Below are 12,479 nucleotides of genomic sequence, written 5' to 3' on the forward strand. Positions count from 1 at the left end.
AACCCGCCGCCGGCGATGATCGCCCCGGCCCGCAATCCGCGAGCCTGATCGGCAAAGGAAAAACACCGATGTCCCTCAACTCGGTCAACACCAACATCGGCGCCATGGTGGCGCTTCAGTCGCTGAACCGCACCAACGAGGAAATGGCGGCGACGCAGAAGCGGATTTCGACCGGCTTCCGCGTGGCGGACGCGCGCGACGACGGCGCCGCCTTCGCGGTGGCGGAGCGCATCCGCGGCGACCTCGCGGCCACGGCCTCGGCCAACCAGCAGCTTGGCGGCGTGAAGGGCCTGCTCGACACGACCCGCACCGGCCTCGAGAACATCTCGAAGGCGCTGCAGAGCGTGAAGGCCACGGTGGTGAAGCTGGCGGACTCGAACATCACTCCGGGCCAGCGTCAGCAGTACATGGCGGCCCTGAAGGAGCAGTTCGCGCAGATCGCCAACTTCATCTCCGACACCACCTACAACGGCCAGTCCATGCTCAACACGACCGCAACCGCGGGCGACACGGGCACGACGCTGGGCCAGATCCGCACCGTCCGCAACGGGGAGGGCGCGACCTACGCCTTCGCGAAGATCGCCACCGCCGGGATCAACGGGCAGGCCGGCTTCACGGGGCTGACCAACCTCGGCATGACGACGAGCGGCGTTGCCTCCGGCACCACGCTTCTCGCGGCGATCAGCAGCTTCGCTGCGGCGCTGACCACGGGCGGCGCGGTGAACCAGGCGATCAACACCACGCTGACGGCGCTGAACAACCTCGGCAGCTACAGCCGCTACGTGGACAGCCAGATCAACTTCAACAAGGCGAAGATGGACGCGCAGGAGGCGGGCATGGGCGCGCTGATCGACGCGGACCTGGCCAAGGAGTCGGCGCGGCTGCAGTCGCTGCAGATCCGCCAGCAGCTCGGCACCCAGGCGCTCAGCATCGCGAACCAGGCGCCGCAGGCGCTGCTCTCGCTGTTCCGCTGATGCGTTCCTGACCAACAGAAAGGAGGGCTGGCAGGATGCCGCCTTTCCCTCTTTCCGCCGCCGCGCTCGCCGCACCTGCCGGCTCGCCGCGCGCCGCTTTCCCGCCCACCGCGAGCTCGCCGCGCGGATGGCGCGCCGCGCTGGGCTTTCTTCCGGAGGCCCGCTGATCCATGTCACTCGCCACGAGCGCCGGCGCCAGCCGCTACCGCCGCCACCTCACGCCCAAGCAGATGGAGGCCGAGGTGTTCAGCCGCGTCGTGCGCGGCCTGCGCGAGACGATGGACCAGCCAGGCAGCATCGCGCAGGCGCGCGCCATCGCCGACACCCGCCGCCTCTGGGACGCGGTGCTGAGCTGCGTGCTCGATCCCGCCAACCAGCTTCCCGCGCCCCTGCGCGCCCAGATCGCCGGTCTGGCGCGCGTCGTGCTGCGCGAATGCGAGGCCGAGGCGCCCGACGCCGCCTTCCTGATCGAGATCAACGAACAGATGGCCGCGGCCCTCTGGAGCTGAGGAGAACCTCCCGATGCTGGCTTCCGCTGCCGAAACCGCCCCCGTCGCCGCGCTGGCGCGGCTGATGGAGCGGGGCACGACGCTGCTGCAACAGGGCCGTGCCGCGGAATCCGTCGAGCTTTTCCGCCGCGCCGCCGCCGTCCCTGATGCGCCGGCCCTCGCCCATGGGCTGCTCGCCGAGGCGTTGGAGGCCAGCGGCAAGCTGCCCGAGGCGCTGGACGCGGCCGACCGCGCGGTGAGCGCCGCCGGGGCCGATCCTGCATGGCTGCGCGCCCGGGCGCGCATCCGCCGCGCGCTCGGCCAGCACCTCGCCGGGCTGGACGACGCCGCCGCGGCCGTGATGGCCGATCCCTCCGACATCGAATCCAAGTCCTTGCTCGGCATCTGCCTTTCGGAGGCCGGCCGGCACGACGAGGCGCTGCTGCTGCTGCATCAGGCCTTCTCGGCCGAGCCGCACTCCGCGCAGCGGGCGGCCCTGCTCGCCTTCGCCTTCCTGCGCGCCGGCCGCTATGCCGCGGCGGAGGAGGTCTTCGCGCTGGCCGAGGCGATGGCCCCGCAGGCGCCCGGGATCGCGGCGCTGCGCGCACAGAACGCGCTGGCCGCCGGGGAGCCCGAGCGCGCGGCCGCCATCGCGGAGGCCGCCGTGGCCCGCTGCCCCGGCGATGCGCCGCTGCTCTCCGTGCTCGGGCAGGCGCGCCAGCGCCTGGGCCAGCACGCGGCCGCGCTTGACGCCTATGCCGAGGCGCTGCGCCTCGATCCGGCCAGCGGCTACCTGCGCCACCTGGTCGCCGCGCTCGGCGGCGAGCCCCCGCCCGCCCGGGCCGACAGCCGCTACGTCGCCGACGTGTTCGACGGCTATGCGAGCCGCTTCGAGGCCTCCCTCTTCGCGCTCGGCTATCGCGTGCCCGGGATGATGCTGCGCATGGTCGAGCGCGCGCGGCCCGAGGTCGCGGCGGGGCGGGCGAAGCTCGGCCCCGTGCTCGATCTGGGCTGCGGCACCGGGCTGATGGGCGCCACCCTGCACGACCTGCTGGGCGATGCTCTCGTCGGCGTGGACATGTCGCCGCGCATGATCGAGGAGGCGCGGGCCAAGGGCGTCTACACGCGGCTCGACTGCCGCGACATCGAGGCCGCGCTGCGCGAGGAGCAGGGCCTCTACGACGTGATCCTGCTGGCCGATGTGCTCTGCTATTTCGGCGATCTGGACGGCGTTCTGCCCGCGCTTCGCGCGCGCCTCGCGCCCGGCGGGCTGCTGCTGCTCAGCGTGGAGGCCGCGGCCCCCGAGGCGCGCTGGGTGCTGGCCCGCACCGGCCGCTACGCGCATGGCGAGGCCTATTTGCGGGAGGCGCTGCGCAGCGCCGGCCTCGCCCCGCGCGAGTTCCGCTCCGAACCGATCCGCTGGGAGGGCGAGAACCCGGTGCAGGGCCACGTTGTCTGCGCGACGTCGGAGGGCTGAGATGGACGGGCTGCCCAGCCGCGAGGCGCTGGCCGCCGCGCTGGCCGAGATGGCGGCGGGCCGCCCCGCCCGGGCCCTGCCCACGCTGCGCGCGCTGGCCGCCGCCTCGCCGGGGGATGCGGCGGTGCAGCTCAACCTCGGCATGGCGCTGATGGATGCCGGCCACCTGGCGGAGGCCGAGGCGCCGCTGCTGGCCGCCGCACAGGCCGCGCCCCAGCACCCGGAACCCTGTTTCCGGCTCGCGCGGCTGCGGCATCTGCGCGGCGATCCGCTGGCCGCCGAAAGCTTCTATCGCGGCGCGCTGGCGCGGGCTCCGGGCCATGTCGCCTCGCTCGCCGGGCTTGCCGAGGTGGCGCGCAGCCTCGCCCGGCCCGAAGAGGCTGTCTCGCTGCTGCGCGAGGCGCTGCTGCACGCGCCGCAGGATGCGGGCATGCGCCTTGCGCTCGCACGCGCCCTCGTCCAGTCGGGGCAGGCCGCAAAGGCGCTTGAGGAGCTCGCGCTGCCGCTGCGCGTGGGTGGCCCCGCGGGGCGTCTCGGGGCCGTCTGGGCGGAGGCGCTGCGGGCGCGGCACGGCGTCGAGGAGGCCCGCGCGCGCGCCGAGGAGGAAGCGCGCGCCCACCCGCTCTGCGCCGCGCGCGCCGCCGGCCTCGCCGCGCTGTGCGAGGCGGAGGGGCGCGGGGGGGCGGCGCTCTCGGCCTGGAGGGCCGCCGAGGCCCTCGCCCCCGAGGATCCCGATATCCTGGCCGGCCTCGCCCAGTCGCTGGCGCGCCACCGCGACCATGCCGCCGCCCTCGACGCCTTCGAACGCGCCCTCGCCCTCGCGCCGGATGAACCCGGCCTGCGGGTCGGCCGGGGAGAGCAGCTCTGGCGGCTGCACCGGCTCTCCGAAGCGGCCGAGGCGCTGCGCGCCGCGCTGCGCGACTTCGGCCCCGATGAGCGCACCCGCGCCACGCTGGCCCTCGTGCTCGTCTCCCAGGGGCTGCAGGAGGAGGCGATGGAGGAGGCGGAGGCCGCAGGCGGCGAGAACGCGCTGCTGCTCGGCCTCACCAGTGTCGGGCCGTATCACCCGGAGGCGGGCCGCGCCGAGGCGCTGGCCGGCCGCGCGCGCGCCCTTCACCAACGCCTTTCGGAGGGTCTGCTGCCCTACACCGCGCCGCCGCCGCGGGCGGAGGGGCCGTTGCGGCTCGGCCTGCTCTCGGCCCATTTCGGCAAGCATCCGGTGGGCTGGCTCACCGTCGCCGGCATCGAGAACCTGCCGCGCGACGCCTTCGAGGTTGACGTCTTCAGCCTGGGGGACCGGCCGGGCGACATCGCCGCCCGCTTCCGCGCCCGCGCCGATGCCTGGCACCTGATCGAGCCCGGCACGCCCGATGCCGTGCTGCTGGAGCGGCTGCGCGCGGCGCAGCTCGACATCCTCATCGAGCTCGGCGGGCACGGGCAGGGAGGGCGGGTGCGGCTGCTGCGCCATCGCGCCGCGCCGGTGCAGATCAAGTGGGTGGGCTCCCAGGCCTCCACCACCGGCACGCCCAACATCGACTGGATGCTCACCGACCGCTGGGAGACGCCGGAGGGCTTCGAGCCCTTCTACACGGAGCGGCTGCTGCGCATGCCCGATGGCTATGTGTGCTACGCCCCGCCGCCGGCCGCGCCGCCGGTCGCCCCCACGCCGGCCGGCTTCTCCGGCGCGGTCACCTTCGGCTGCTACAACAACCTCGCCAAGGTCACGCCGCGCGTGCTCGCGGTCTGGGCGCGCATCCTGCGGGCGCTGCCCGAAGCCCGGCTCGTGCTGCGCACCCATGCGCTGGGTGACGGCCCGACGCGCGAGGGCTTCACCGCGCGGGCGCGCGCCGCGGGGCTCGACCTCGCGCGGGTGGAGATGCACGGGGCGGTGCCGCATGACCAGCTCCTCGCCGCCTATGGCGAGATCGACATCTCCCTCGATCCCTTCCCCTACACGGGCGGGCTCACCGTCTGCGAATCGCTCTGGATGGGCGTGCCGGTGCTGACGCTGGTGGGCAGCTCCTTCGCCGGGCGGCACGCCTTCTCGCACCTCTCCAACGTGGGCCTCGCGGACTGGGCTGTGTTCTCCGAGGAGGAGTATGTGGCCGAGGCGATCCGGCGCGCCAGCGACATCCCGGCGCTGGCGGCGCTGCGCGCGGGCATGCGCGCGCGCGTGGCCGCCTCGCCGCTCTGCGACGGGCCGCGCTTCGGGTCCAATCTCGCGGCCGTGCTGCGCCAGGCCTGGGAAGGGCGCGACGGCCCGGCTTGACCGAGGGGCCGCGCCGCGCGCACCAAGCGGGCATGACGCACCGCACCGCCATCGCCAGCCACCGCGGCGGCGCCTTCCTCTGGCCGGAGAACAGCCTCGCGGCCATCCGCGGCGCCCTCTCCCTGCCGGCCGAGCAGGTGGAGATCGACATCCACGCCAGCGCCGATGGCGAGCCAGTGGTGATGCACGACGCCACGCTCGATCGCATGACCGACGGCCAGGGCCCGGTGCGCGCCCTCTCCTGGGAGGCGCTCTCGCGGCTGCGGGTGCGCGGAACGGGAGGCGAGCCCGTGCCGCATCTGAGCGAGGCGCTGGGCCTCGTCGCCGCCGCGGGCCGGGTGCTGCGGCTGGAGATCAAGGCCGACGCCTCGGGCGCGCCTTATCCGGGCCTGGTCGCGCGCAGCCTCGCCGTGCTCGACGCGGCCGGCTGGCGCGCCCGCACCGTGCTGATGAGCTTCGAACCCGCCACCGTCGCCGAGGCGGCGGCAGCAGGGGGCTTCGATCAGCTTGTCTGGCTGGCCGATGGCCGGCGACTGCGCGGCATGCGCCCGCAGGATCTGATCGCCCAATGCCGGGCCTGCGGCGCGACCGAACTCGGCGTGCACGAGGCCCAGGCGAGCGAAGCCCTGCGGGACGCGCTGCGCGCGGCGGGTCTGCGCCTCTCCGTCTGGGCGGCCAACCATGCCCCGAGCATCGCCCGCGCCCTGCGGCTCGGCGTGGACGCCATGGCGACTGACGACCCGCCCCTCGCCCTGCGCCTGCGCGAGAGCGGGCCCGGCTGAGGGCGTTCCGGCCCGCTCTGCTTTCGGCTAGCCTCGGGGCGGGAGGAACCCGATGCCCGGCAATAACCCGCTGCCCCTGCTCGACTTCGGCCTGGGCCCCGAGATCGACGCGCTGCGCGAGACGGTGCGCAACTTCGCCGAGGCGCGCATCGCCCCGCTCGCGGCCGAAATCGACCGCACGGACGAGTTCCCCCGCCATCTCTGGCCCGAACTCGGCGCGCTCGGCCTGCACGGGATCACGGTGGCCGAGGAGCGCGGGGGCTCCGCCATGGGCTACCTCGCGCATTGCGTGGCCATGGAGGAGGTGAGCCGCGCCAGCGCCAGCGTCGGCCTCTCCTATGGGGCGCACTCCAACCTCTGCGTGAACCAGATCGAGCGCAACGGCACGCCGGGGCAGAAGGCGCGCTACCTGCCCCCGCTCATCAGCGGCGCGCATCTGGGCGCGCTGGCGATGAGCGAGCCGGGCGCGGGCAGCGACGTGGTGAGCATGAAGCTGCGCGCCGAGAAGCGCGGCGACCGCTATGTGCTGAACGGCACCAAGCTCTGGATCACCAACGCGCACTACGCCGAGACGATCATCGTCTACGCCAAGACCGCGCCGGAGGCGGGGCCCAAGGGCATCACCGCCTTCATCGTCGAGCGGGGCTTCAAGGGGTTCACCCCCGCGCAGAAGCTCGACAAGCTCGGCATGCGCGGCTCGCCCACCTCGGAGCTCGTCTTCGAGGAGTGCGAGGTGCCGGAGGAGAATGTGCTGGGCGAGGTCAATGGCGGTGTGCGCGTGCTCATGTCGGGCCTCGACTACGAGCGCGCGGTGCTGGCCGCCGGGCCCTTGGGCATCATGCAGGCCTGCCTCGACGTGGTGGTGCCCTACATCCACGAGCGCAGGCAGTTCGGCCAGCCGATCGGCGAGTTCCAGTTCATCCAGGGCAAGGTCGCGGACATGTACACGCGGCTGAATGCCGCGCGCGCCTATGTCTATGCCGTGGCGCGCGCCTGCGACGCGGGCAAGACGACGCGCAAGGACGCGGCCGGCGCCATCCTCTTCGCCGCCGAGGAAGCCACCAGGGCGGCGCTGGACGCCATCCAGATCCTGGGCGGCAACGGCTACATCAACGACTACCCGACGGGCCGGCTGCTGCGCGACGCCAAGCTCTACGAGATCGGCGCGGGCACGAGCGAAATCCGCCGGCTGCTGATCGGGCGCGAACTCTTCCGCGAGACGGCGTGACGTGAAGCTCGCCTCCAGCCTCGACACGCGAAGCGCGGCTTTCCGCGCGAACGCCGAACACACGGCGGGGCTGCTCGCGCAGCTCGCCGCGCGCACCGCCGCCGCCGCCGAGGGCGGGCCGCCTGCGGCGCGCGAGAAGCACCTCGCCCGCGGCAAGCTTCTGCCGCGCCAGCGTGTCGAACGGCTGCTCGACCCCGGAGCGCCCTTCCTCGAGCTCTCGCCGCTGGCCGCGCACGGCATGTATGGCGGGGAGGTGCCGGGGGCGGGGCTCATCACCGGCATCGGGCGCGTCTCCGGCCGGCTCTGCGTGATCGTCGCCAATGACGCGACGGTGAAGGGCGGCAGCTACTACCCGCTCACCGTCAAGAAGCACCTGCGCGCGCAGGAGATCGCGCAGCAGAACCGGCTGCCCTGCCTCTACCTCGTGGATTCGGGCGGCGCGAACCTGCCCAACCAGGACGAAATCTTCCCCGACCGCGAGCATTTCGGCCGCATCTTCTTCAACCAGGCGAACATGAGCGCGGCCGGCATCGCGCAGATCGCCGCCGTCATGGGCTCCTGCACGGCGGGCGGCGCCTATGTGCCCGCGATGTGCGACGAGGCGGTGATCGTGAAGAACCAGGGCACCATCTTCCTGGGCGGCCCGCCGCTGGTGAAGGCCGCCACCGGCGAGGTGGTGAGCGCGGAGGATCTTGGCGGCGGCGACGTGCACACGCGCCTCTCGGGGGTGGCGGATCACCTCGCGCATGACGACATGCACGCGCTCGGCCTGCTGCGCCGGATCGTCGCCACGCTGAACCTGCCCGCCCCGCCCGCGCCGCCGCATCCGCCCGAGCCGCCGGCCCATGATCCGGCGGAACTGCACGGCCTCATCCCGCGCGACGTGCGCGAGCCCTTCGAGGTGCGCGAGGTGATCGCGCGCATCGTGGACGGCAGCGTGCTGGACGAGTTCAAGCCGCGCTACGGCAGCACGCTCGTCACCGGCTTCGCGCGCATCTGGGGCATGCCGGTGGGCGTGATCGCGAACAACGGCATCCTGTTCAGCGAGAGCGCGCAGAAGGGCGCGCATTTCATCGAGCTGTGCTGCCAGCGCGGCATCCCGCTGCTCTTCCTGCAGAACATCGCGGGCTTCATGGTCGGCCGGAAATACGAGGCGGGCGGCATCGCCAAGGATGGCGCGAAGCTCGTCACCGCGGTCGCCACCGCGCAGGTGCCCAAGCTCACGGTGCTGATCGGCGGCAGCTTTGGCGCGGGCAATTACGGCATGTGCGGCCGCGCCTACTCCCCGCGCTTCCTGTTCACCTGGCCCAACGCGCGCATCAGCGTGATGGGCGGCGAACAGGCGGCGAGCGTGCTCGCCACGCTCCGGCGCGACAATCTCGAAGCCGCGGGCAAGGCCTGGAGCGCTGATGAGGAGGAGGCCTTCAAGGCCCCCATCCGCGAGAAGTACGAACGCGAGGGCGATCCCTACTACGCCACCGCCCGGCTGTGGGACGACGGCATCATCCCGCCGGCCATGACGCGCGACGTGCTCGGCCTCGCCCTGCAGGCCGCGCTGCACGCGCCCATTCCGCCCACGCGCTTCGGCGTGTTCAGGATGTGAGCCGCATGTTCCGCAAGCTCCTCATCGCCAACCGCGGCGAGATCGCGCTGCGCATCGCCCGCACCGCGCGGCGGCTGGGCATCCTGCCCGTCGCCGTGTTCAGCGAGGCGGACCGCGACGCGCTGCATGTGCGCACGGCCGAGGAAGCGCACTTCATCGGCCCCGCGCCGGCGCGCGAGAGCTACCTGCGCGGCGACGTGATCCTCGACGTCGCGCGCCGCTGCGGGGCGGAGGCGATCCATCCCGGCTACGGCTTCCTCTCCGAGAACGCGGAGTTCGCCGAGGCCTGCCTTGATGCGGGCATCGCCTTCATCGGCCCCACGCCGCACGCCATCCGCGCCATGGGCAGCAAGGCGGAGTCGAAGCGCCTGATGGTGGCCGCCGGGGTGCCCACCGTTCCCGGCTATCACGGCGAGGCGCAGGACGACGCGCATCTCGCCGCCGAAGCGGGGCGCATCGGCTTTCCCGTGCTGATCAAGGCGAGCGCCGGCGGGGGCGGGAAGGGGATGCGCCCCGTCCATGACCCCGCGCGCTTCCTCGAGGAGCTGCACGGCGCGCGGCGCGAGGCGCTGGCCGCCTTCGGCGATGACCGGGTGCTGATCGAGAAATACCTCACCCGGCCCCGCCACGTCGAAGTGCAGGTGATGGGCGATTCGCACGGCCGCATCGTGCATCTGCATACGCGCGACTGCTCGATCCAGCGCCGCCACCAGAAGGTGCTGGAGGAGGCGCCAGCCCCCGCGCTGTCGCCCGCGCTGCGCGCGCGGCTGCACGAGTCCGCGGTGAACGCTGCCCGCGCGGTGGGCTATGTGAACGCCGGCACGGTCGAGTTCGTGGTGGAGGGCGAGGAGGCCTTCTTCCTCGAGATGAACACCCGCCTTCAGGTGGAGCACCCGGTGACGGAAATGGTCACCGGGCTCGACCTGGTGGAGTGGCAGCTCCGCGTCGCGGCCGGCGAGGCGCTGCCCGAACACTGGCCGCCCGCGCCGCGGGGGCATGCGGTGGAGGTGCGTCTCTACGCCGAGGAACCCGAGCAGGGTTTCCGCCCGGCCACCGGCCGGCTGCGGAAATTCCACCTCGCACCGCAGGGCGGGGATCTGCGCCTGGATGCGGGGGTGGCGGCGGGCGATGCGGTCAGCGCCTTCTACGACCCCATGCTCGCCAAGCTCATCGCCTGGGGCGAGGACCGGGAGGCGGCGCTGCGGCATCTCGCGCAAGGGCTGGCGGGGCTCGAGATCGAGGGGGTGGGCAACAACCTGCTCTTCCTTCGGCGACTGCTGGCGCATGAGGCGCTGCACGCCGCGGCGCTGGACACCGGCTTCCTCGCCCGGCACGGCGAGGCGCTGCTGGCCCCGCCCCAGCCGGCGCCGGCCGAGGCGGTCCTTGCTGCGGCGCTGGGCGATGCGGCGGATGAGGAGGAGGGGGCTGGGCCCTGGCAGGCGCTGCGCCACTGGCGGCTGCAGGGGCCGGCGGAGACCGTCGAACTCTGGGACGACGGGCTGCGGCCGCGCCGCGTCACGCTGCGCCGCCACGCCGACGGCGTCGTGGAGGCGCAGGTGGAGGGCGATGCGCCGCGCCGCCTCGCGCTGCGGCGCAGCGCGGGCACGCTCGCTTTGGAGGAGGGCGGGGTGCGACGCGCCGTCGCCGTCATCCCCGAGCAGGGGGGCTGCACCATCCGTCTCGGCGCCGAGAGCTGGCGGCTGTGGCGGCGCGACGCGCATGCGCCGGCGGCGGGAGAGGCGGCGTCGGAGAACCGGCTTTCCGCGCCGATTCCCGGTCGGGTTGTGCAGCTTCTCGTGCAGGTTGGGGATCAGGTCGAGCCTGGTCAGTTGCTTGCGGTTCTCGAGGCCATGAAGACCGAGATCAAATTGACTGCACCACGCGCGGGGGTTGTGGCCCATGTCGGCGCCTATCCGGGCGAGACGGTGGAAGAAGGCACGGAGATCGTCACGCTCGCCGATACATGATTTCCACGGCGAGATTGCTCTTCTTCACTTGACAAAGATGGAGTCGATTTAAATCCGTGGCGATGGTGGAGCGTCCCATTCTGGAACTCTCGGCCAAGGGAGCGGCCGACAGGGCCTGCCCCGTCGCTGTTTTGCAAGGGAGGTGAGCAATGACCAATGGTTTCCTGGGCGTGGACCCCGCGGGGCGCGAGAGCAGCGATCCGCTTCCCCCCGTGGTCCTCTACAGCACCGCCAAGCCCGAGGAAGGCGGGGCGGGCGGTGAGGTCTGGGCGGTGCTGCGCGCGCTGCTGCTCGTCGTCTCGGTCGTGCTCGTGCTGGGCTGGCTGGTGGCCTGATCTCCGCCCTGTTCAGGCCTCAGCCGAGCAGCGGCGCCCGCGTGGCCAGGAACTCCCGCAGCGCGGCCAGCAGCGCCGCGTCGTCCTCGGGCCCTTGCGGGAGGGAGAGGCAGATCATCCCGCGCCGGGCGAGGTAGATCCCGGCCTGCAGCATGTCGAGGAAGAAGAGTTCCCGCCGCTGCTCCTCCTCCGCCGTCGCGGCGGAGGGGGCGGCGATGGGACCGCGCCGGAAATGCGCGGCCATCATGCTGCCCCGCCCGGTGAATTGCATGGCTGCGCCGGCTTTGGCGCAGGCGGCGTTGAGCCCGGCGCGCAGCGCCTCGCCGCGGGCGTAGAGCGCCTCCGCCTCTGCGGGCCCGAAGATCTCGCCCAGCGCCACGCAGCCCGCGGCCATGGACCAGACATTGTTGTTGAAGGTGCCCGCATGGGGCAGCGCGCGCGGGCGGTGCCCGTCGAAGAGCTCCATCACCTCCGCCCGCCCGCCAAAGGCGCCGGCGTTGAAGCCGCCGGCGATGTATTTGCCGAGGGTGGTGAGGTCCGGCCGCACGCCCATGCGCCCCTGCAGGCCCGCGGGGCCGTGGCGGCTTGTCATCACCTCGTCGAGGATGAGCAGCGCGCCCGTCTCGTCGCAGGCCTCGCGCAGCGCGGCGAGGAACTCCGGCGTGGCCGGAATGCAGCCGCCCGAGCCGAGCATGGGCTCGACCAGCACGGCGGCGAGCGCCTGGCCGGCGGCGCGGATGGCGGCGCGCGCCCCTTCCGCATCGTTGTAGTCGAGGAAGCGCGTGGGCACCGGCAGGTTCACCGGATTGTCCTCGCGCGCGAAGGTCAGCACGCCGCCATGGTAGCCGCCGCGGGCCACCATGATCTCCGTCCGGCCGGTGAAGGCGCGGGCGGCGGCCAGCGCCATGATGTTCGCCTCGGTGCCGGAGTTGGTGAAGCGCACCCGCTCGATGGAGGGGAAGCGGCCGCAGATCAGCGCGGCGAAGCGCGCCTCGTCCTGCCCCGCGGCGGCGAGATTGATGCCCCGCGCCATGGCCGCCTGCGCCGCGGCGAGGATACGCGGTTCCGAGTGGCCGAACAGCCCGGCCGAGTATTCGCCCAGGAAGTCGCGATAGGCGTGCCCGTCCAGATCCCACAGCATCGCACCCTCGCCGCGCGCCATGACGATGGGAAAGGGCGTCCAGAACAGCACGCTGCGGGTGCTGCCGCCCGGCATCACCGCGCGCGCCGCGGCGTGGGCGGCCGCGCTGGCCGGGCGGGCGGCGGCGTAGCGCGCGCGGGCCTCCTCCAGCGCGGCCGGAAGGGCGCTGTTGCGGCGGGCAGGCGTGTCGAGAGGGCTCATGACGGGGCAGGCTC

General features: G+C 73.2%; 10 protein-coding genes. 9 read left to right on the forward strand and 1 reads right to left on the reverse strand.

Annotation, left to right across the window (positions count from 1 at the left end):
• Positions 1-68 precede the first annotated feature (68 nt).
• From H596_RS0105995 to H596_RS0106035, 9 genes are all read left to right on the forward strand, one after another.
• Entirely contained in the window at positions 69-974 is a 906-nt protein-coding gene (locus H596_RS0105995; protein ID WP_027284119.1) for a flagellin N-terminal helical domain-containing protein, read from the forward strand.
• Between the two features lie 170 nt (positions 975-1,144).
• A complete protein-coding gene (locus tag H596_RS20320) occupies positions 1,145-1,483 on the forward strand; it encodes a flagellar biosynthesis regulator FlaF (RefSeq protein ID WP_051212459.1) in 339 nt (112 codons plus the stop codon).
• Between the two features lie 13 nt (positions 1,484-1,496).
• Positions 1,497-2,939, forward strand: a complete 1,443-nt coding sequence (locus tag H596_RS22780; protein WP_051212460.1) for a methyltransferase domain-containing protein — start codon at positions 1,497-1,499, stop codon at positions 2,937-2,939.
• A gap of 1 nt (position 2,940) precedes the next feature.
• Positions 2,941-5,208 carry an O-linked N-acetylglucosamine transferase, SPINDLY family protein gene (locus H596_RS22785; RefSeq protein WP_051212462.1) on the forward strand — a complete coding sequence of 756 codons (2,268 nt, stop codon included), beginning with the start codon at positions 2,941-2,943 and terminating at the stop codon, positions 5,206-5,208.
• 32 nt (positions 5,209-5,240) lie between these two features.
• Positions 5,241-5,990, forward strand: coding sequence for a glycerophosphodiester phosphodiesterase (locus tag H596_RS0106015; RefSeq protein WP_027284120.1), 750 nt, complete (start codon positions 5,241-5,243; stop codon positions 5,988-5,990).
• A gap of 52 nt (positions 5,991-6,042) precedes the next feature.
• Positions 6,043-7,218, forward strand: coding sequence for an isovaleryl-CoA dehydrogenase (locus tag H596_RS0106020; RefSeq protein ID WP_027284121.1), 1,176 nt, complete (start codon positions 6,043-6,045; stop codon positions 7,216-7,218).
• Between the two features lies 1 nt (position 7,219).
• A complete protein-coding gene (locus H596_RS0106025) occupies positions 7,220-8,821 on the forward strand; it encodes a carboxyl transferase domain-containing protein (protein WP_027284122.1) in 1,602 nt (533 codons plus the stop codon).
• Positions 8,822-8,826: 5 nt separating this feature from the next.
• On the forward strand, positions 8,827-10,788 hold the full coding sequence (locus H596_RS0106030; protein WP_027284123.1) for an acetyl/propionyl/methylcrotonyl-CoA carboxylase subunit alpha: 1,962 nt from the start codon (positions 8,827-8,829) through the stop codon (positions 10,786-10,788).
• A gap of 149 nt (positions 10,789-10,937) precedes the next feature.
• Positions 10,938-11,123 carry a hypothetical protein gene (locus H596_RS0106035; protein WP_027284124.1) on the forward strand — a complete coding sequence of 62 codons (186 nt, stop codon included), beginning with the start codon at positions 10,938-10,940 and terminating at the stop codon, positions 11,121-11,123.
• Between the two features lie 19 nt (positions 11,124-11,142).
• Here H596_RS0106035 and H596_RS0106040 read toward each other — a convergent pair whose 3' ends face one another.
• Positions 11,143-12,465, reverse strand: a complete 1,323-nt coding sequence (locus H596_RS0106040; protein ID WP_027284125.1) for an aminotransferase class III-fold pyridoxal phosphate-dependent enzyme — start codon at positions 12,463-12,465, stop codon at positions 11,143-11,145.
• Positions 12,466-12,479: the final 14 nt, after the last annotated feature.

It is taken from the genome of Rubritepida flocculans DSM 14296 (assembly GCF_000425365.1).
In the GTDB taxonomy this organism is placed as follows: Bacteria; Pseudomonadota; Alphaproteobacteria; order Acetobacterales; family Acetobacteraceae; genus Roseococcus; species Roseococcus flocculans.